Genomic DNA, 18,091 nt, shown 5'->3' on the forward strand with positions numbered 1-18,091 from the left:
CGGCGGCCGTGCGGCCGGTCAGGCCGCGGGCTTGAACTCGTCCACCGTCAGGCCGAGCTTGCGCACCTTGTCGTGCAGCGTCTGGCGCGCGATGCCGAGCGCGGCGGCCGTGGCCGGCTGGTCGCCGTGCTGCCGCCGCAGCTCCTCGACGATCACCGCGCGCTCGAACGATTCCACCTGCTGCGGCAGCCCGCGCGGCAAGGCCGGCACGCCGTCGGCGCCGTTGCCGCCGCGCGTCTGCGTCAGGCGCTCGCCGAGCAGGCCCAGCACGAAGCGGTCGGCCACGTTGCGCAGTTCGCGCACGTTGCCGGGCCAGGCGTAGGCCATCAGGTCGGCCAGCTGCGCGTTGCTCAGCAGCGGCGCGGGGCGCTCGTAGCGGCTCGCGGCCTGCAGCGTGAAGTGCTCGAACAGCAGCGGGATGTCCTCGCGCCGCTCGCGCAGCGGCGGCAGCTCGATGAAGGCCACGCCCAGGCGGTAGTACAGGTCAGCCCTGAACTTCTGCTGGTCGCTCATGGCCTTCAGGTCATCCTTGCTCGCAGCCACCACGCGGCAGTCGAAGGGAATGGTCTTGTTGGAGCCGATGCGCTCGATGCTGCGCTCCTGCAGCGCGCGCAGCAGCTTGATCTGCACCGCCATCGGCATGCTCTCGATCTCGTCGAGAAAGAGCGTGCCACCGCTGGCGTATTCGAACTTGCCCACGCGCACGCGGTTGGCGCCGGTGAAGGCGCCGGCCTCGTGGCCGAACAGCTCGCTCTCGGCCAGCGACTCGGGCAGGCCGCCGCAGTTGAGCGGCACGAAGTGCTGGCGGCGGCGCGCGCTGTGGTCGTGCAGGCAGCGCGCCACCAGCTCCTTGCCGGTGCCGGTCTCGCCGTAGACCAGCACGTCGGCCGAGGTCTCGGCCAGCGTCTTCACGGTCTGGCGCACCTGCTGCATCTGCGCTGAACGGCCGATCAGCACCGACTGGATGCCCTGCCAGTTTTCCAGCGCGTCGCGCAGTGCGCGCACCTGCAGGCTGAGCTGCCGGCGCTCGATGGCATGGCGCACGATGGCCACCAGCCGCTCGGAGCTGAAAGGCTTCTCGATGAAGTCGTAGGCACCCTCGCGCATGGCCTGCACGGCCATCGCGATGTGGCCGTGGCCGGTGACCAGGATCACGGGCAGCTCGGCATCGACGTTGCGCAACTCGGGCAGCCACTCGGTGCCGCTCAGGCCCGGCAGGCGCACATCGCTGATCACGACGGCCGGCACGCCGAAGGCGATGTGGGGCCGCGCGCGCTCGACGCTGGCGAAGGATTCGACCTCGAAACCGGCCAGGGTCAGCACCTGGGTCGTGCTGATGCGGACGTCTTCGTCGTCCTCGACCAGCAGCACCCGGATGGCAGGGGCTTCGCTCACTTGGGGGTCACTCCTGTTGTGCAATGGAAAGGGAGGGGATGGGCGGGTTGTGGATCACGGCAATGGCGGCGGGCAGGTCGATGACGAAGCATGCGCCGCCTCCATCCAGGTTGGCCGCGCGCAGCGTGCCGTCCATGGCGCGCACCAATTGTGCCGAGATCACGAGCCCCAGGCCCAGCCCGGAACCCGCGGCCTTGCCGGTGACGAAGGGTTCGAACAGGCGCGGCAGGATGTCGGGGCGAATGCCCGGGCCGGTGTCGGTCACCGAAAGAAGCACGCGCCCCTCCTTCGGCCGGGCTTCCAGCCGCAGCGTGCGCAGCGGCACGTCCTGCATGGCGTCGATGGCGTTGCGCATCAGGTTGGCGAGCACGCTGCCCAGCGCGGCGTCCTCGGCCATGGCGCTCAGCGCCGCGGGCTGCACATCGACCTCGATGGTCACGCGCTGCTTCTTTGCGGCGTCGGCGACGATCGCCTGCGCTTCGGCGATCGCCTGCGACAGCAGCACCGGCGCCAGCGGCACCTCGCCCTTGTAGGCGAAGGTGCGCAGCTGCGAGGTCAGGCGCGCGAGCCGGTCGACCATGTTGCGGATGCGCTGGAGGTTGCCGCGCACGTCGTCGATGCGGTTCTTGTCGAGCAGGATGACGGCGCTTTCCGACAGCGTGCGCATGGCCGTGAGCGGCTGGTTGAGCTCGTGCACCACGCCGGCCGACATCTGGCCCAGCGCGGCCATCTTGCCGGCATGCACCAGCTCGCCCTGCGCCGCGCGCAGCTGCGCGGTGCGCGCCACCACGGTCGATTCGAGCGTGTCGTGCGCCGCCTGCAGCGCAGCCTGGCTGGCCAGCTTCTGGCGCACCGCGCGGCGGCGCTGCCACAGCGCGACGGCCACCAGCAGCAGCACCGCCATCGCCAGGCCGGCGGTGACGGCCGCGTAGCGTGCCGCCGTGCGCAGCGGCGCGAGGTCGTCGAGGACCACCAGCTGCCACGGTGCGCCGCGCAGGATGCGCGCCGACGCGAGCTGGTCCACGCCGTCGAGCGAGATCACCTGCACGTCGCGGTCCAGCGCCTCTTTCTGCGTCCACTGCAGCGGCTGCAGGCTGGCCTCGCCATAGGGACGCGAGCGCAGCACCTCGGCGCGCTGCAGCGCATCGAGCGGCAGCAGCGGGCGGAACTTGAGGTCTTCGCGGGTGGAAAGGATCACCACGCCGCGCTGGTCGATCAGCGCCACGTCGCCGGGCAGCTTGCGCCAGGCGCGCTCGGCCTCTTCGAGGTTGATCTTGACGGCCACCACCCCGCGCGAGGACTGGCCGCGGCGCAGCGCATACGACAGGTAGTAGCCCGGCTTCTTGCTGGTGATGCCCACCCCGTAGAAGCGACCCCGGCCCTGCCCCAGCGCGTCGATCACGTAGGGCCGGAACGACAGGTCCTGGCCGACGGTGGTGCCGGGCTTGTCCCAGTCGGACGCGGCCAGCGAGGTGCCGGAGGCGTCGAGCACGTAGAGCATCTCGGCGCCGGCCGTGGCGTTGACGCCGTCGAGGTAGCGGTTGACCGCGTCGCGCAGGCGCGTGTCGGAAGGCGTGCCCAGGAGCTCCGGCACGACGGGCGTCATCTCCAGCAGCGCGGGCAGGTAGTCGAAGCGGGCGAGATCGGCGTCGAGCCCGGTCGCGAGCATGTCGAGCCGGTGCTCGGCCGCCTCGCGCAGGCGCGCCAGGCCGGCCTGCATGGCGATCTGCTGGCCGGCGAGGGCGGCCACGGCCACCAGCGCCAGCGCGCCACACCAGCGCGGCAGGGCGCGCCATCCCCTCGTGTGGTCGAAAGGTCCATCGGAATGCAGGCCCGGCTCCCTTGAAATCATGGGAGCGTTATTGCACAAGGCCGGGCCGTCCGCATCGGTGGCAGCCCGATGGCCCCTGGCGGGGCCGGAAGCAGGGTCAGGCCTGCCGTGCCTGGCCGGCGGGCATGTGCGCCTCGGTGGCGTCGAGCACGCGCTCGGGCTCGTCGGCTTCGGCGGTGCTTTCCTGGTTCAGATGCTGGTGCATGCGCACAGTGTCGAGGTCGCCGGTCCACTTGGCGACGACCAGCGTGGCCACGCCGTTGCCGATCAGGTTGGTCAGCGCGCGGGCTTCCGACATGAAGCGGTCGATGCCCAGGATCAGCGCAAGGCCCGCCACCGGCACATGGCCCACGGCCGACAGCGTGGCCGCCAGCACGATGAAGCCGCTGCCCGTGACGCCGGCCGCGCCCTTCGAGGTGAGCAGCAGCACGGCCAGCAGCGTGAGCTGCTGCGTGAGCGTCATGTCGGTGTTGGTGGCCTGCGCGATGAACACGGCCGCCATGGTCAGGTAGATCGACGTGCCGTCGAGGTTGAACGAGTAGCCCGTGGGCACCACCAGCCCGACCACCGACTTCTTCGCGCCCAGGTTCTCCAGCTTGGCCATCATGCGCGGCAGCACCGATTCGCTCGACGAGGTGCCCAGCACGATCAGCAGCTCTTCCTTGATGTACTTGATGAACTTCCAGATGCTGAAGCCGTGGAAGCGCGCGATAAGCCCCAGCACCACGAAGATGAAGAACAGGCAGGTGGCGTAGAAGGTGGCCATCAGCTGGCCCAGCTGCAGCAGCGAGCTCACGCCGTACTTGCCGATGGTGAAGGCCATCGCGCCGAAGGCACCGATGGGCGCCAGCTTCATGATGTAGCCGACGATCACGAAGAGCACGTGCGAGCCCTTCTCGATCACGTCGAACACCAGCGTGCCGCGGCCGCCGAAGCGGTGCAGCGCGAAGCCGAACATCACCGCGATCAACAGCACCTGCAGGATCTCGCCCTTGGCGAAGGCGTCGACCAGCGTGCTCGGAATGATGTTGAGCAGGAAGTCGACCGTGCCGGTCATCTTGCCCGGGCCGGTGTAGGCCGCGATGCCCTTGGTGTCGAGCTGGCTCACGTCGACGTTCATGCCCGCGCCGGGCCGCACGAGGTTGATGATCACGAGGCCCACCACCAGCGCGACGCTGCTCACGATCTCGAAGTACAGCAAGGCCAGCCCGCCGGTCTTGCCGACCTTCTTCATGTCTTCCATGCCGGCGATGCCCACCACCACCGTGCAGAAGATGATCGGCGCGATGATCAKCTTGATGAAGCCGTCGCCCAGCGGCTTCATCGACGCGCCGGTGTCGGGGTAGAAATGCCCCAGCAGCACACCGAGCACGATGGCGGTGATGACCTGGAAGTACAGGGACTTGTAGAAGGGTTTGGGTGCGGTCGGATGTTCCATGGGGGTGCTCATCGGTTTGTCTCCAATTCGTGGCCAGGCTCCGTAGCGGGGCGCACGGCCGGCCTTGTGATTAAGCAATCGACATGCCACCGCCAACAGCGCGCCGACTGCGCGCCAAGTCCTTGATTTGATGGACCTTTTCGCGAACGGGCGAATGGCGCCCCGCCGACGATCCGGATGGCGCAGGCAGGGCCCGTCCGATCTGCCGGATCGACATCTCGGGGAAAACCCTAGGCCCAGGACGGTGTCAGACTCGGCTCCATGAACGACCCCGCGCAGCCGCCAGCGGCCACGGACGGCGCCTCGAAGCGCATCGCGCTCACCGTGGCGGCCGCCTTCTTCATGGAGACACTGGACGCCACCATCATCGTCACCGCGCTGCCGGCCATCGGCGCCGGCTTCGGCATGGGCGCGCTCGACGCGAGCCTGGGCGTCACGGTCTACCTGATCGCGATGGCGGCGCTGGTGCCGGCGGCGGGCTGGTGCGCCGGGCGCTTCGGGGCGCGGCGGGTGTTCGCGCTCGCGGTCGGCACCTTCACCGCGGCCTCGCTCGCCTGCGGGCTCGCGCCCACCTTCGAGGTGTTCGTCGCGGCGCGCGTGCTGCAGGGCGCGGCGGCGGCCTTCATGTCGCCGGTGGGGCGGCTCGTGGTGCTGCGCGAGACGCCGAAGCACCGGCTGATCGAGGCCATCGGCACCATCACCTGGCCGGGGCTCATCGCGCCGGTGATCGGCCCGCCGCTGGGCGGGCTCATCGCCACGCATGCATCGTGGCGCTGGATCTTCCTGCTGAACGTGCCGCTGGGCCTCGTGGGCCTGTGGCTGATCATGCGGCTGTTTCCGCGCCGCACCGACGCGGCTCCGACGCGCTTCGATGCGGCCGGCTTCGTGCTCACCGCCGTCGCGCTGGCCGCGCTGGTCGAAGGCCTCACGCGCCTGGGCGGGCCGCAGCCGGGCTCGCCCGCCACCCTCGGCCTGCTGGCCCTGGGCGCCGTGGCGGCTGCCGCCGCGGTGCGCCATGCGCGGCGGACGGCGGCGCCCCTGCTCGACCTGCGCGCGCTGGCGGTGCCGACCTATGCGCTGGCCACCGCGACGGCCGGCTTCGTCTCGCGCATCGCGATCAACGCCTCGCCCTTCCTGCTGCCGCTGATGTTCCAGATCGGCTTCGGCATGAACGCGTTCCAGGCCGGCTCCATGCTGCTGGTGTACATGGGCGGCAACCTCGTGATGAAGAGCGCCACCACGGCCGTGCTGAGGCGCTTCGGCTTTCGCAGGGTGCTGACGGTGAACGGCGCGATCTGCGCCGCCACGCTGTTCGGCTGCGGGCTGCTGTCGCCGGGCGACCCGCTGCCGTGGGTGTGCGTGCTGCTCTTCGCGGCGGGCATGGCGCGCTCGATGAACTTCACCGCGGTCAACACGCTGGCCTTTGCCGACGTGCCCGACGAATCGCGCGCCGGCGCGAGCACGCTCGGCACGATGCTGCAGCAGGTGTCGCTCGCGCTCGGCGTGGCGCTGGGCGCGATGGTGCTCGGCGCATCGCAGGCGCTGCGCGGCGCACCGGCCGTGCAGCTCGCGGACTTCCGCCACGCCTGGTACGTGGTCGGCCTGCTGATGGCCATCGCGACGCTGATGACGCTGCGGCTCGACCGCCAGGTCGGCATGGCGGTGTCGCACAGGCGATGAAGGCTCCCGCCATGGCCGTACCCGATCTTCCATCCACCCATTCAGGAGAAGTTGTCATGCCATTGCACATCGGCGTGGTCGGTTGCTCGGCCGAAGGCGCCGCGCTCTGCTATCGCACGCTCTGCGTCGAAGGCGCCTCGTACCTTGGCGCGGCCCATGCGCACCCGGAGGTGTCGACGCACACCCACTCGCTCGCCGCGTATGTGGACTGCCTCGACCGCGGCGACCTGGACGGCGTCGCGCAGCTGATGCTGTCCTCGGCGGGCAAGCTGGCGGCGGCCGGTGCGGATTTTCTGGTCTGCCCCGACAACACGATCCACCAGGCGATGCACCTGGTGCTGCCGCGGTCGCCGCTGCCATGGCTGCACATCGCCGAGGTGGTCGCGGCGCAGGCACTGTCGCGGGGCTTTCGCCGCGTGGGCGTGCTGGGCACGCGCTGGCTGGTCGACAGCGAGGTCTACCCGCAGGCGCTGTCGGCCGCCGGGCTGGACGCCGTGCGGCCGGATGCCGGCGAACGCGCCGAGCTCGGCCGCATCATCATGGACGAGCTGGTGTGCGGCGTGTTCCGGCCGGAATCCACGGCCGCGCTGCAGCGGATGATCGAAAACCTGAAAGCGCGCGGCTGCGACGCCGTGGCACTGGGCTGCACCGAGCTGCCGCTGGTGCTGAACGACGGCAACTCCGCGCTGCCGACGCTCGACTCGACGCGCCTGCTGGCGCGCGCGGCGCTGCGGCGCGCGACAGCCGGCTGAGAGGCGCCGCCTACTTGCGCACCTTGTCGATCTCGGCCATCAGCTCCTTCACGGTGGCCTCGCCGACCGAGGCCGAGTACTTGTCGATCACCGGCTTCACCTTCGCGCGCAGCTTCGCCATTTCTTCGGGCGGCAGCTCCGACACGGTCATGCCCGCCTTCTTCAGCGCATCGAGTGCGCTGTCGGCGGCGCCGCGCGAGGCCTGGCGCTGGAACGCGGTCGATTCGGCCGACGCCTCGGTGATGATCTTCTTCTCGTCCGCGCTCATGCCGTCCCAGGTCTTCTTGCTGATCAGCAGCGCCTGCGGGTTGTAGATGTGCCGGGTCTGCGTGATGTACTTCTGCACCTCGGCGAACTTGGACGACAGGATGGTGGTGTTCGGGTTCTCCTGCCCGTCGACCGCCTTCTGGTCGAGCGCCGGGTACAGCTCGGGGAACGGCAGCGGCGTGGCGTTGGCGCCCAGCGCGCTGAACAGGTCGATGTAGATCGGCGACTGGATCACGCGGATCTTCAGCCCCGCGATGTCGTCGGCCTTCACGACCGGCCGCTTGCTGTTGGTGAGGTTGCGAAAGCCCAGGTCCCAATAGCCCAGGCCGTGCAGGCCCTTGTCTTCGAGCTTGGCCATCAGCTTCTGGCCGAAGGGCCCGTCGGTGACGGCATCGGCCTCCTTGCCGCTGTTGAACAGAAACGGAAAGTCGTAGGCCGCGAACTCCTTCACCTGCGCCGAGAGAATGCCGGCGTTGAGCACCGTGAGTTCCACCGTGCCGCCCTGCAGCGCCGACACGGTCTGCAGGTCGCCGCCGAGCGCGCCGCCCGCGAACAGCTTGACGGTGATCTTGCCGCCCGACTTGGCGGCCACGAGGTCGGCGAACTTCTGCGCGCCTTGCGCCTGCGGATGGCCGGTCTGGTTCTGGAACGCGAACTTGAGCGTGCGCTCCTTGACCTGCGCGCCGGCGCTGCACACGGCGAGCACCGCAACGGCGGCAACCAGCATTTTTAGAATCGAACGCTTCTTCATGGTGAATATCTCCTTGTAGTTGTCTATCCGTGGAACAGCCTGGCCGGCCCCGTCACCAGCCACGGGAACAGCACCATCAGGAACATGACGGCGAACTCGGCAATCATGAAAGGCACCACGCCGCGCGTGACGTCGTCCATCGATATCTTTCCGACGCCGGCCACCACGTTGAGCACCGTGCCCACCGGCGGTGTCACCAGCCCGATCGAGTTGTTGATGATGAAGAGCACGCCGAAGTACACGGGGTCGATGCCTGCGGCCTTCACGATGGGCATCAGCACGGGCGTGAGAATCAGGATGGTCGGAGTCATGTCCATCGCGGTGCCCACGATCATCACGAGCACCATGATCGCGAACATCAGCAGGATCTGGTTGCCCATGAAGGGCTGCAGCAGGCCGACCACCTTCGACGGCAGGTCGGCCACGGTGATGAGCCATGCGCTCACCATGGCCGCGGCGATCAGGAACATCACGATGGCACTGGTCTTGGCCGCGCCCACGAACACCGCGTAGAGGTCTTTCCAGCTCAGCTCGCGGTAGACCACGATCGACACGAAGAGCGCGTAGGCGGCGGCCACCACGGCCGCCTCGGTCGGCGTGAACACGCCCATGCGCAGTCCCACGAGGATGATCACCGGCAGCATCAGCGCCCACAGCGCCTTGCGGAACGCGGTGAATATCTCGGCGCCCGACTTGCGCGGCGGCGGCATGATCTTCTCGCGGCGCACCAGCCATGCCCAGGTGATCCACAGCGCACCGCCGATCAGGAGACCCGGCACGATGGCCGCAAGGAACAGCTTGGAGATCGACACGTTGGCGGCCACGCCGAAGATCACGAGCCCAATGCTCGGCGGTATCACCGGCCCGATGACGCCGGTTGCCGCGATGAGCCCGCCCGCGCGCGCCTTGTCGTGGCCCGCCTTGACCATCATGGGCAGCAGCAGCGCGGTGAGCGCAGCCGCGTCGGCCACGGCGGAGCCTGAAAGCGCGGAGAGCAGGCAGCCAGCCATGATGGTCACGTAGCCCAGACCGCCCTTCACGTGGCCAACCACCGCGAGCGCGAAGTCGACGATGCGCTTGGAGAGGCCGCCCACGTTCATGATCTCGCCGGCCAGCATGAAGAAGGGTACGGCCAGCAGCGGAAAGCTGTCGGCGCCGCCGATCACGTTCTGCGCAAGGATCTGCGCGTCGAACAGGTCGAGATGCCACATCAGCGCGACGCCGCTGGCCAACAGGGAGAACGCGATGGGAATGCCCATCGCCATGGCGAGGAGCAGCGAGCCGACGAAGACGAAGATGGTCATTTGCGCGGCCCCTGTGGTGCATCGCCTTGCGAACCGAGGATCTGCTGCAGCTGCACCGCTTCTTCGGACTCCTGCACCATCACGAGATCGCTTTCGGCAATGCGCCCGGTGAGCAGGCGCAGCAGATCGAGCGCGAGGATGAATGCGGCCAGCACCGAGAACACCACGCCCGACAGGTACACCACTGCCATCGATGCGCCGGTGACCGGCGCCGTCACGTCCCAGTTGATGCGCGCCTGCGCCACGCTGCCCTGGAACAGCAGCCACACGATGTAGAGCATCACCGCATGTCCCACCGCGAGGCAGGTCTTCTTGCCGATGGGCGGCAGCTTCTGCACCACCATGTCGACGCCCAGGTGGCCGTGCTCCTTCAGCGCGACGACCGCGCCGAGAAAAGTCATCCAGATGAAGAGCCAGCGCGAGACCTCTTCGGACACCGTGATGCCCGAGTTGAAGCCGTAGCGCAGCACCACGTTGCCGAAGACCAGCACGACCATGACCGCGAGCGCGGCCGCGATCACGGCTTCGATGCCGGCGCAGCATCGGTCGATCCATCGATTCATGCGTGTGCTTCCTGCTCAGGCCGACGCGGGCTGCTTCTGCATCTCGACCAGCGCGCGCAGCGCAGCCAGGTACGAGTGCGGACCGAGCCCCTGGACCGTGCCCTTCACGGCCGGCGAGATGATCGAATGCGCGCGCCATTCTTCGCGCGCGGCGATGTTGGACATGTGCACCTCGATGATCGGGAACGGCATGGCCTTGATCGCGTCGTGCAGCGGCACACCGTGCTGCGTGAGGCCTGCCGGGTTGACCAGCGCGCCCTGGGCGTCATCGATATGCGTGTGCAGGAAGTCGACCAGATCGCCTTCGTGGTTCGACTGGATGATGTCCAGCGCCACGCCGAGCTCGTTGGCGAGCTGCTGCAGCTGTGCGTTGATTTCGGCCAGCGTGGTCTTGCCGTAGATATGGGGTTCGCGGCGGCCGAACAGGTTGAGGTTCGGCCCGTGCAGCACGAGGATCTTCATGAGGCGCCTTCGGTCGGAGTCTTGCTTACTGCTTGCGGATGCGCGCAAGCTCGTCGGTGTAGAGCTTGACGATGGCGGGGTCGTAGCTCGCGGCAAAGCGCTCGGTGACGGGCCTGGCGACCTGCCGCATGCGCGCCTGCTCCGCGGGTGCGAGCTCGTTGAACTGCGCGCCCTTGGCCTGCAGCTCGCCCACGGCGCGCTGCGCAGCGGCGCGGCTCACCTGGCGCTGGTAGCCGCGCGTTTCGTCGGCGGCCTCGTGCATCATCTTCTGCTCGGCGGGGCTCAGGGAGTCCCAGAACTTCTTGCTGACCAGCACGATGTTGGCCGCGTACACGTGGTTCGTGGCGCTCACGAACTTCTGCACCTCGTAGAACTTGTTCGACAGGATCACCGCGTACGGGTTCTCCTGGCCGTCGACCGCCTTCGCCTCGAGCGCGCCGTACAGCTCGGCAAAGGGCATCGGCACAGGGTTCGCCTTGAAGGCCTTGAAGGTCTCGAGGAACACGGGGTTCGGAATGACGCGGATCTTCAAGCCTTCGAGGTCTTCGGGCTTGGTGATCGGGCGCTTGCTGTTGGTGACGTTGCGAAAGCCCAGGTCCCAGTAGCCCAGCGCCACGAGGCCCTTCTCCGGCAGCTTCGCGATCAGCGCCTGTCCCAGCGGACCGTCGAGCAGCGCATCGGCCTGCGCGAAGCTGCCCACCGCGAACGGAAAGTCGATGAGGCCGAACTCCTTGACGATGCCCGCCAGCGAGGTGGTGGCCGGCGCCGACATCTGCTGCACACCGCCCTGCAGCGCCGACTGCTGCTGCATCTCGTTGCCCAGCTGAGAAGCGGGAAACTCCTGCACCTTCATCCTGCCGCCACTCTTGGCTGCGAGCAGTTCGGCGAAACGCTTCACGCCGAAGCTCACGGGATGGTCGGCGTTGTTGAGGTGGCCGAAGCGGATCACACGGTCCTGCACGCCCTGCGCGAGCGCGGGAACGGCCAGCGCGAGGGTCAGGCCGACGGCGGCCAGCGAGCGATGAAGGGTTCTCAAGATGTATGTCTCCAGCGATGCAAAGGTGCAGCGCGGCGCGATCTTAGGCGGAATGTGGAAAGTATTTCCACTAGTGAAAACGCTTGGCAAAACCGCTAGAGTGCCGCCATGACAGCCATACTCGAACGCAGCTTCAAGGTCCTCGAACACCTGGCCGGCCACCCCGAAGGCCGGGCGCTGTCCACCCTCTCGGCCGAACTGGAAATGCCGTTGAGCGCCACCCATCGCCTGCTGGCCGAGCTGGTGCGCTGCGGCTACGTGCGCCAGGACCAGAGCCACGGCGACTACTTTCTAACGATCAAGCTGGTATCGCTGGGCCTGAGCTTCCTGAGCAACAGCGGCATCGTCGACGTGGCGCAACCGCTGCTCGACCGGCTCGCGGCAGAGTCCGGCGAGCTGGTGCGGCTGGCCGTTGTCGACGGCGACGAACTCACCTTCGTCGCCAAGGCCCAGGGCGCGACGCGCGGCCTGCGCTACGACCCCGACATGGGCCTGTCGGTGAACCTCTCGTGCAGCTCCGCGGGCCACGCCTGGCTCTCGACGATGACGGACGAGCAGGCGCTGCAGCTCGTGGCAAAGCGGGGCTTCGGCAAGCCCGAGGACTACGGCCCGAAGGCGCCGACCACCGTGAAGGCATTGCTCGCATACCTGCGCGCGGCACGCAAGCGCGGCTTCGCGATGATCAGCGAGGTGTTCGCGCCGGCGATGACGGCCATGGCCGCACCGGTGCGCAACGGCAACGGCGCGGTGATCGGCGTGATCACCATCGCCGGGCCGCTGGTGCGGCTCACGGAAGAACGCATGCTCGAGCTCGGGCCGGTGCTGCTGGCGTCGGCCGAGGACGTGGCGCTGGCCAGCGGGGCCTCCGCGCTGTTCAAGCGAAGGGCCTGACCGGACACACGCAACGCTACTGCGGCCTCGCCAGCGTTTCCGCAAGCTCCCAGAGCGAACCCATCTGCCCCGAATGAAAGAGCAAGGGCGGCGTGTCGGTGCGCGAGAAGCGATCCACGCGACCGAGGATGATCGTGTGGTCCCCCTCCTGGTGGCGTGAATACGTCGAGCATTCGAATGTCGCGACGCTGCGCGTCAATCGTGCGCATCCGTTGGATGCAAGGGCGAAGGCTTCGCCGAAGCGCTCGAACTTGTCCGCCGCAGGCTTGGCGAAATGCCAGGCCAGGTCGCGCTGCTCGGCGGCCAGGACGCTGAGGTTGAAGGAGCGCGCCGCAAGAAACGCGTCGGCGCTGCGCGTGTCGTCGCGGATGCTCCACAGGATCAGCGGCGGGTCGAGCGACACCGACGAGAAGGAGTTGATCGTCATCCCCTCGCGCTTGCCGTCCGGCGTGGTGGTCGTCACGAGGCACACCCCCGTGGGGAAAGCGCCGAGCGCCTGCCGGAGTTGGCGGGCATCGGCCGTTTCGGCGGCGTCGCCCGTGATCAGAGCCCAGGAGTACATGGCCGGCGTCTCGCTCAGTACTGGCCCTTCGGCTCGAGGCCGAGCAGGTACTGCCCCACCATGGAGGAGACCGCGTCCCAGTTGAGGCTTATGTGGCGCGAGATGGCATTGGCATCGCGCCACATCCGCTGGATCGGCTGGTTCAGCGACAGGCCCGCGCCTCCCACGCTGGCGAACACCGCCTCGACGGCATCGCGCGACAGGCGCGCGGCGAAGGCATGGTCGCGGCGATTGCGGATGCGCTGCTCAACGCTGATGACATGGCCGTCGAGCGCCATCTGCTCCACCTGCGCGGTGTCGCGGTAGAGCAGCAGCCGCGCCGCATCGACGCTTGCCGACGCCTCGGCCAGGCGGGACTGCACAGGGAAGAACTCGCTCAGCCTGCTGCCTGCGCCGGCCACCGCGCCACGGGTGACGCGCGAGCCGGCCAGCTCGATCAGCTCGTCGACCGCGCCCTGAGCGGTGCCGAGGATGGGCGACACGAGGCAGACCGGCACCGCCGAGAGAAAGGGAATGCGGTAGATCGGATTCGCATTGACCTTGGTGCCGGGCGGGCAGTTCGAGGAGGCCTCGGCGAACGTGAGCTTGCGGTGCCCGGGGATGAAGGTGGGCTTGTCGATGACGACCGCCTTCGAGCCCGTGCCCGCCTGGCCGGCGACGTGCCAGTTGTCCTCGATCGACCAGTCCGATCGAGGGGCGAGCAGGAAGCCCGCGGTCGGCGGAGCACCTTTTTCCTCGGGCGGGAACTGCACGCCCAGCAAGGCCCACTGGGAGTTGTCCACGTTGGACGCGAAGAGCCACTTGCCTTGCACGAGGTAGCCGCCATCGACCTTCTCGGCCATCGTTGCCGGCGCGTACGAACCGCAGACGATCGCGCCGGGGTCCTTGCGCCACACGTCGTCCTGCGCCTCCTCGGGGAAGGTCGCGACGAGCCACTGGTGGATGGCTCCCAAGGAGCAGCCCCATGCCGACGAGGTGCAGCCCCGCGCCAGTTCGCTCACCACATCGATGAAGGCGGTGAATCCGTATTCGAAGCCGCCGTAGCGTGCCGGCTGCATCAGCTTGAAGAAGCTCGCATCGTGGAAGGCACGCGTGGTTTCGTCGGAAACGCGCCGATCCTGCTCGGTGCGCTGCGCCCGGGCCCGAAGTATCGGCACCAATTCGCTTGCGGATGCAACTATCGATTCGATCGGAGGCGCGTCTTTCACCGGCGATTTCCTGCCGGGGGCCGGGAGGTCGACGTGATTGAGTTGGGCAAACGGGTTCGCGGCATCTGTCATGGGGGGTCTCCAGGAAGGGTCGGATGGATCTCGGGGTTGGAGCCTTGATTGGAGAAGAAAACATTTGCAAATGCAATCAAATTAACCTAGGTATTAACGCTATATAGGCGCCGATGATTGTTTGTAAGATCGGCCATGGCAAAGAGAAAACCCTCCTCGACTCCTTCCTCCGAGCGGCCCGGTCCGTCGGTGGAATTGGTTCGTGAATTGAATGCATTTACAGATAAATCGCCTCAGCACGACCTGGAGCGCGCTATCCCCTACCTGCTTGCGCGTGCAGGAACAAGGATGGGGCAATCGTTCAGCAGGGAGCTCAAGCAGTTCAACCTCTCGCTGACCGAGTGGCGGGTGTGCGTCGCGCTGCACCACGCGGCGCATCAGCGGCTGTCCGACCTGGCGCTGCACACCTCGACGGAGCCCTCCACGCTTTCGCGGGTGGTCGACGGGCTCCTGCAGCGCGGCATCCTGGTGCGCGACCGGTCGGATGAAGACGCCCGCGCGCTCGCCCTGAGCCTGACCGACGCGGGGCGCGATCTCGCGCTGCGGATCATTCCCCTGGCACAGCTCTACGAGCGGGTGTCGTTGTCAGGGCTGAGCTTCGCGCAGGCCGAATCGCTGAGGGACATGCTTCGCATGGTCTACGACAACCTGGAAGTGCTCGACAACGAGTGATGCCGCGGTGAACATCAACACCATCGATCTGAACCTCTTCCTGGCGTTCCAGGCGATCTACGCCACGCGCAGCGTCACGCTGGCGGGCGAGCGCCTCGGCATGACCCAGTCGGCGATGAGCAATGCCCTGAAGCGCCTGCGCGAGCGCTTCAACGACGCGCTGTTCGTGCGCTCGACCGACGGCATGGTCCCGACGCCGGTCGCCGAGCGGCTCATCACCCCGATCGAGGAAGGCCTTGCCTGCCTGATGCAGGCGGTCGACCAGGGCAGGACCTTCGAGGCGCAGACATCAGGCCGCACGTTTCGAATTGCCGTCAACGACATCGGGCAGCTGGTCATGATGTCGGAGCTGCTCCTGGTCGCGCGCGGCATTGCGCCCGGGGTGCGATTCGAAACCGTCGATGTGCCCATTGCCGAGGCGCGCCAGCGCATGCTCCACGGGCAGATCGACATCGCCCTGGGCAGCTGGGAGCCCATAGGGCCGTCGTTCTATCAGCAGCGGCTGTTCGACGAGACATTCGTCGTGCTCACGTCCAAGGCCTCGCCCCTGGGCGGGCGCGACAGCATCGATCTCGACGAGTACCTTGCGGCCGAACACATCGCATACCGCCCCCATGGAACGACCGACTTTCAATTGCAGCAGACGCTGGAACGAGCCGGCGCGCTCGATCGACGGCGCGTGATCCTGACGGCCGCCCATTCACTGGGCCTGTCGTCGATCGTCGCCTCGTCGGGACTGCTGCTGACGGCACCGGCGCGCCTCGCCCAGGCGATGGTGGCGTCGCGCACGGACCTGCACATCGTCAATGCGCCGTTCGAGGTCGTGCCCTTCGAGATCCGGCAGCAGTGGCACGAGCGATTCCACCAGGACAGCGGCAATCGCTGGCTGCGAGAGCTGATATTCGGCCTGTTCCACGAGCGCTCGCAGCGGCATCAGGGCGCCGGCAAGCAGGCGTAGTCGACCTGATGGCGCTCGGTGCGGATGCTGCCGAGCTCGCGCTTCACGCGAAGGTGCTCGGGATGGGTCGCATAGTCTTCGAGGCTGCGCGCATCGCGGAAGCGCGTGCAGAGCACCACGTCGCAGGCGTAGTCGATGCGGCTCGTATCGATCCCGACTTCCAGCTCCAGGAGCCCCGGGATGCGGCCGCGCAGCCCTTCGAACGCATCGCGCACCGCGATGCAGTTCGCGCTTCGTTCCGCGGCCGAGGCACCGGCGACGCGCCACATGACGATGTGCTTGATTTCCATGCCTTCAGTCCCGTGGCGCCTTGTTCAGCACGAAGTCGTGGTCGAGTGTGTAAAAGGGTTCGTCCATGCGCGTTCCGTCCGGCGCGACGCCGGGCTCATGGCGCTTCCAGTCGGCGATGAGCGAGGAGCGCACGCCGAACACGGCATCGGAATCCAGGTATGTGCCGCCCGAGCGGAATATGTGGGTGATGAGCGTCTCGTACCCCGGCGCCTGGATCATGAAGTGCAGGTGGGCAGGACGCCAGGGATGGCGGCCGAGTTGCTCCAGCAGCTGCCCCACGGGGCCGTCGTGGGGAATGGGATACGGCACGGCCACGATGGACCTGAAATCGAAGCGGCCGTCCTCGCGCGTGCTCAGCTGGCCACGGCCTTGGGCACTGCCCAGTTCGGGGCGCTGAACGTCGTAGAAGCCTTCGTCGTCGGACTGCCAGACGTCGATCCGCGCATCGGCGATGCGCTCGCCCTGGATGCCCCGCACGCTGCCCCGCACGAGGCAGGGCATGCCGTGCGCGCCGTTGGAGATGTCGTCGCCGTTCTGGTACTTCGGCGCGTCGGGGACATAGAAGGGACCGAAGACGGTCGCCTCCGTGCAGCCCGTCGGGCGCCGGTTGCACTGCGCGGTAACGAGCGTCGAAAGCCCGAGCACATCCGACAGCAGGATGAACTCCTGGCGCTTATCGTCGGTGATCCTGCCGACGCGCGTGAGGAAGTCGATGCCGTGGGACCACTCGGCTTCGGTGAGCTGCACCTCGCGCGCGAAATCGTGCAGATGGCGCACAAGGCTGTCCATCACCGTCTTCAGGCGCGCGTTGGCTGTTCCGCCCTGCGCCTTCAGCGTTGCGCCGGTGATGGTCCATTCGTCGATGTCGATCATCTGGTCTTCTCGCCGCGCCGGCACCTCAGGATTGCTTCAGCTTGAACAGCGACAGTGCGTTCGTGCGGCCGATCTTCAGCCGGTCGGCTTCGCTGATGCTCGTATCGTTGAACCAGTTCGACGCGTGGTCCACGTTCTCGAAGGGCCAGTCGGTCGAGAACAGGATCCGGTCCGAGCCGACTTCCAGCATCGCGTCGATCAGCGTCTGGGTGCGGAAGTTGCCGGACGTCGTGAGATAGAAGTTCTCGTGGAAGTACTCGCACAGCTTGCGCTTGGCGGGATAGCCTTTGGGCGCCTTGACCCAGGCATTGCGGTGGTCGACCCGCCACATGTTGTACGGGAGTCCTTCGCCGAGATGGCCAAGAATGATCTTCAGACCGGGATGCCGGTCGAAGAGGCCGCTGGCCATGAGGCGCAGCGCATGCACGGCGGTTTCCTGTGCAAAGGCCCACGTGGGCCCGAGCAGCCAGGGGTGGCCTTCGTAGATCTGGGCCCAGCTCGCGAGCGGGTTGCGCGGATGCAGATAGAACGGCGCATCGAGCCGCTCCGCCGCGGCCCAGAAGGACGCGTACTGCGGCGCGTCGTAGTAGACGGCGTTGTCGGGCGTGCCGACCTGCGAGAACCCGTTGACCAGCGCGCCACGGAAACCAAGCACGGTCATGCAGCGCTCGAGCTCCTCGGTCGCCTTGTCGGGGTCCTGCATCGGCAAGGCGGCGAATGCCTGGAAGCGGTCGGGCCGCTTCGCGACCTGCTCCGCCAGGAAATCGTTGGCGCGGACAGAGAGTTCATAGGCCTTGACCGGATCGGGAACCGCCTGAACGGCAGGCGCGTTGAGCGAAAGAATCATCATCTCCATGCCGTTTTCATCCATCTGGCGCAAGCGCCCTTCATGGATGTCGATGAGACGGCTGCTGAGTTCCTTCCAGTAATCCCCAGGCACGAAGCCGGCCGAGTCCTGCAGCGTCTCGGGAAGCGCAAAGTGTTCCTCGAGGCCGATCTTTCCTTGCATGGCTGTTTCCTTTTTTGCGGGCACGGTCCGCAGGTATTGATTCGCGGCAGCGCCAACAGCGGCGCTTGCCTTGCAG

At 67.5% G+C, this 18,091-nt stretch carries 18 protein-coding genes; 5 read left to right on the forward strand and 13 right to left on the reverse strand.

Going from position 1 to position 18,091, the window contains the following annotated elements:
* Window positions 1–18: 18 nt before the first annotated feature.
* The 3 genes from ASD05_RS23965 to ASD05_RS23975 all read right to left on the reverse strand — a co-directional run bounded on the left by ASD05_RS23965 (window position 19) and on the right by ASD05_RS23975 (window position 4,664).
* Window positions 19–1,395 (reverse strand): sigma-54-dependent transcriptional regulator, encoded by a 1,377-nt coding sequence (locus ASD05_RS23965; protein WP_056597653.1) that lies wholly within the window; start codon window positions 1,393–1,395, stop codon window positions 19–21.
* A gap of 7 nt (window positions 1,396–1,402) precedes the next feature.
* Window positions 1,403–3,247, reverse strand: a complete 1,845-nt coding sequence (locus ASD05_RS23970; protein ID WP_056597654.1) for a sensor histidine kinase — start codon at window positions 3,245–3,247, stop codon at window positions 1,403–1,405.
* A gap of 76 nt (window positions 3,248–3,323) precedes the next feature.
* The gene (locus ASD05_RS23975; RefSeq protein ID WP_200955489.1) at window positions 3,324–4,664 is read right to left on the reverse strand and encodes a dicarboxylate/amino acid:cation symporter; all 1,341 of its coding nucleotides are present in this window, start codon (window positions 4,662–4,664) and stop codon (window positions 3,324–3,326) included.
* Between the two features lie 261 nt (window positions 4,665–4,925).
* Between ASD05_RS23975 and ASD05_RS23980 the strand changes: the two genes are divergently transcribed.
* Both ASD05_RS23980 and ASD05_RS23985 read left to right on the forward strand, forming a co-directional pair.
* Window positions 4,926–6,344 (forward strand): MFS transporter, encoded by a 1,419-nt coding sequence (locus tag ASD05_RS23980; RefSeq protein ID WP_056597656.1) that lies wholly within the window; start codon window positions 4,926–4,928, stop codon window positions 6,342–6,344.
* Between the two features lie 56 nt (window positions 6,345–6,400).
* A complete protein-coding gene (locus ASD05_RS23985) occupies window positions 6,401–7,096 on the forward strand; it encodes an aspartate/glutamate racemase family protein (RefSeq protein WP_056597657.1) in 696 nt (231 codons plus the stop codon).
* 10 nt (window positions 7,097–7,106) lie between these two features.
* On the opposite strand, the gene ASD05_RS23990 is transcribed toward ASD05_RS23985, so the two are convergent.
* Genes ASD05_RS23990 through ASD05_RS24010 form a run of 5 tightly spaced genes read right to left on the reverse strand, consistent with a single transcriptional unit; the run spans window position 7,107 to window position 11,479 of the window.
* A complete protein-coding gene (locus ASD05_RS23990; protein WP_056597658.1) occupies window positions 7,107–8,114 on the reverse strand; it encodes a TRAP transporter substrate-binding protein in 1,008 nt (335 codons plus the stop codon).
* 23 nt (window positions 8,115–8,137) lie between these two features.
* Window positions 8,138–9,418 carry a TRAP transporter large permease gene (locus tag ASD05_RS23995; protein ID WP_056597659.1) on the reverse strand — a complete coding sequence of 427 codons (1,281 nt, stop codon included), beginning with the start codon at window positions 9,416–9,418 and terminating at the stop codon, window positions 8,138–8,140.
* Window positions 9,415–9,981, reverse strand: coding sequence for a TRAP transporter small permease (locus ASD05_RS24000; protein WP_056597661.1), 567 nt, complete (start codon window positions 9,979–9,981; stop codon window positions 9,415–9,417). Before ASD05_RS24000 ends, ASD05_RS23995 begins: the two co-directional genes overlap by 4 nt.
* A 15-nt stretch (window positions 9,982–9,996) precedes the next feature.
* Entirely contained in the window at window positions 9,997–10,443 is a 447-nt protein-coding gene (locus ASD05_RS24005; protein ID WP_056597663.1) for a type II 3-dehydroquinate dehydratase, read from the reverse strand.
* Between the two features lie 25 nt (window positions 10,444–10,468).
* A complete protein-coding gene (locus ASD05_RS24010) occupies window positions 10,469–11,479 on the reverse strand; it encodes a TRAP transporter substrate-binding protein (RefSeq protein WP_056597665.1) in 1,011 nt (336 codons plus the stop codon).
* A 108-nt stretch (window positions 11,480–11,587) separates the two neighbouring features.
* Between ASD05_RS24010 and ASD05_RS24015 the strand changes: the two genes are divergently transcribed.
* Window positions 11,588–12,370, forward strand: a complete 783-nt coding sequence (locus ASD05_RS24015) for an IclR family transcriptional regulator (protein WP_056597667.1) — start codon at window positions 11,588–11,590, stop codon at window positions 12,368–12,370.
* Window positions 12,371–12,386: 16 nt separating this feature from the next.
* Here ASD05_RS24015 and ASD05_RS24020 read toward each other — a convergent pair whose 3' ends face one another.
* Window positions 12,387–12,932, reverse strand: a complete 546-nt coding sequence (locus ASD05_RS24020) for a flavin reductase family protein (RefSeq protein WP_007831128.1) — start codon at window positions 12,930–12,932, stop codon at window positions 12,387–12,389.
* Between the two features lie 14 nt (window positions 12,933–12,946).
* Window positions 12,947–14,212: an acyl-CoA dehydrogenase family protein gene (locus tag ASD05_RS24025; protein WP_056597669.1), complete on the reverse strand. Its 1,266-nt coding sequence runs from the start codon at window positions 14,210–14,212 to the stop codon at window positions 12,947–12,949.
* A gap of 288 nt (window positions 14,213–14,500) precedes the next feature.
* Here ASD05_RS24025 and ASD05_RS24030 point away from each other — a divergent pair, with 288 nt between their 5' ends.
* Together ASD05_RS24030 and ASD05_RS24035 are read left to right on the forward strand one after the other, a co-directional pair.
* Entirely contained in the window at window positions 14,501–14,884 is a 384-nt protein-coding gene (locus tag ASD05_RS24030) for a MarR family winged helix-turn-helix transcriptional regulator (RefSeq protein WP_007831124.1), read from the forward strand.
* A gap of 7 nt (window positions 14,885–14,891) precedes the next feature.
* A complete protein-coding gene (locus tag ASD05_RS24035; protein WP_056597672.1) occupies window positions 14,892–15,842 on the forward strand; it encodes a LysR family transcriptional regulator in 951 nt (316 codons plus the stop codon).
* Here the strand turns inward: ASD05_RS24035 and ASD05_RS24040 are convergent.
* Genes ASD05_RS24040 through ASD05_RS24050 form a run of 3 tightly spaced genes read right to left on the reverse strand, consistent with a single transcriptional unit; the run spans window position 15,818 to window position 18,015 of the window.
* Complete coding sequence (locus ASD05_RS24040) at window positions 15,818–16,132, reverse strand: Dabb family protein (protein ID WP_056597674.1); 315 nt, start codon at window positions 16,130–16,132, stop codon at window positions 15,818–15,820. The two genes, ASD05_RS24035 and ASD05_RS24040, sit on opposite strands and share 25 nt — an antisense overlap.
* Window positions 16,133–16,136: 4 nt before the next feature.
* Window positions 16,137–17,006, reverse strand: a complete 870-nt coding sequence (locus tag ASD05_RS24045) for an intradiol ring-cleavage dioxygenase (RefSeq protein WP_056597675.1) — start codon at window positions 17,004–17,006, stop codon at window positions 16,137–16,139.
* Between the two features lie 25 nt (window positions 17,007–17,031).
* Entirely contained in the window at window positions 17,032–18,015 is a 984-nt protein-coding gene (locus tag ASD05_RS24050) for an amidohydrolase family protein (RefSeq protein WP_056597677.1), read from the reverse strand.
* Window positions 18,016–18,091 lie beyond the last annotated feature (76 nt).

The sequence above is a fragment of the Variovorax sp. Root434 genome (assembly GCF_001426595.1).
Classification (GTDB): Bacteria; Pseudomonadota; Gammaproteobacteria; order Burkholderiales; family Burkholderiaceae_C; genus Variovorax.

Coding starts and splice junctions, on each gene's coding strand:
- ASD05_RS23970 (WP_056597654.1), bottom strand. CDS start 3,247: ATGATTTCAAGGGAGCCGGGCCTGCATTCCGATGGACCTTTCGACCAC.
- ASD05_RS23980 (WP_056597656.1), top strand. CDS start 4,926: ATGAACGACCCCGCGCAGCCGCCAGCGGCCACGGACGGCGCCTCGAAG.
- ASD05_RS23985 (WP_056597657.1), top strand. CDS start 6,401: ATGCCATTGCACATCGGCGTGGTCGGTTGCTCGGCCGAAGGCGCCGCG.
- ASD05_RS23990 (WP_056597658.1), bottom strand. CDS start 8,114: ATGAAGAAGCGTTCGATTCTAAAAATGCTGGTTGCCGCCGTTGCGGTG.
- ASD05_RS23995 (WP_056597659.1), bottom strand. CDS start 9,418: ATGACCATCTTCGTCTTCGTCGGCTCGCTGCTCCTCGCCATGGCGATG.
- ASD05_RS24000 (WP_056597661.1), bottom strand. CDS start 9,981: ATGAATCGATGGATCGACCGATGCTGCGCCGGCATCGAAGCCGTGATC.
- ASD05_RS24005 (WP_056597663.1), bottom strand. CDS start 10,443: ATGAAGATCCTCGTGCTGCACGGGCCGAACCTCAACCTGTTCGGCCGC.
- ASD05_RS24015 (WP_056597667.1), top strand. CDS start 11,588: ATGACAGCCATACTCGAACGCAGCTTCAAGGTCCTCGAACACCTGGCC.
- ASD05_RS24020 (WP_007831128.1), bottom strand. CDS start 12,932: ATGTACTCCTGGGCTCTGATCACGGGCGACGCCGCCGAAACGGCCGAT.
- ASD05_RS24025 (WP_056597669.1), bottom strand. CDS start 14,212: ATGACAGATGCCGCGAACCCGTTTGCCCAACTCAATCACGTCGACCTC.
- ASD05_RS24030 (WP_007831124.1), top strand. CDS start 14,501: ATGGGGCAATCGTTCAGCAGGGAGCTCAAGCAGTTCAACCTCTCGCTG.
- ASD05_RS24040 (WP_056597674.1), bottom strand. CDS start 16,132: ATGGAAATCAAGCACATCGTCATGTGGCGCGTCGCCGGTGCCTCGGCC.
- ASD05_RS24045 (WP_056597675.1), bottom strand. CDS start 17,006: ATGATCGACATCGACGAATGGACCATCACCGGCGCAACGCTGAAGGCG.
- ASD05_RS24050 (WP_056597677.1), bottom strand. CDS start 18,015: ATGCAAGGAAAGATCGGCCTCGAGGAACACTTTGCGCTTCCCGAGACG.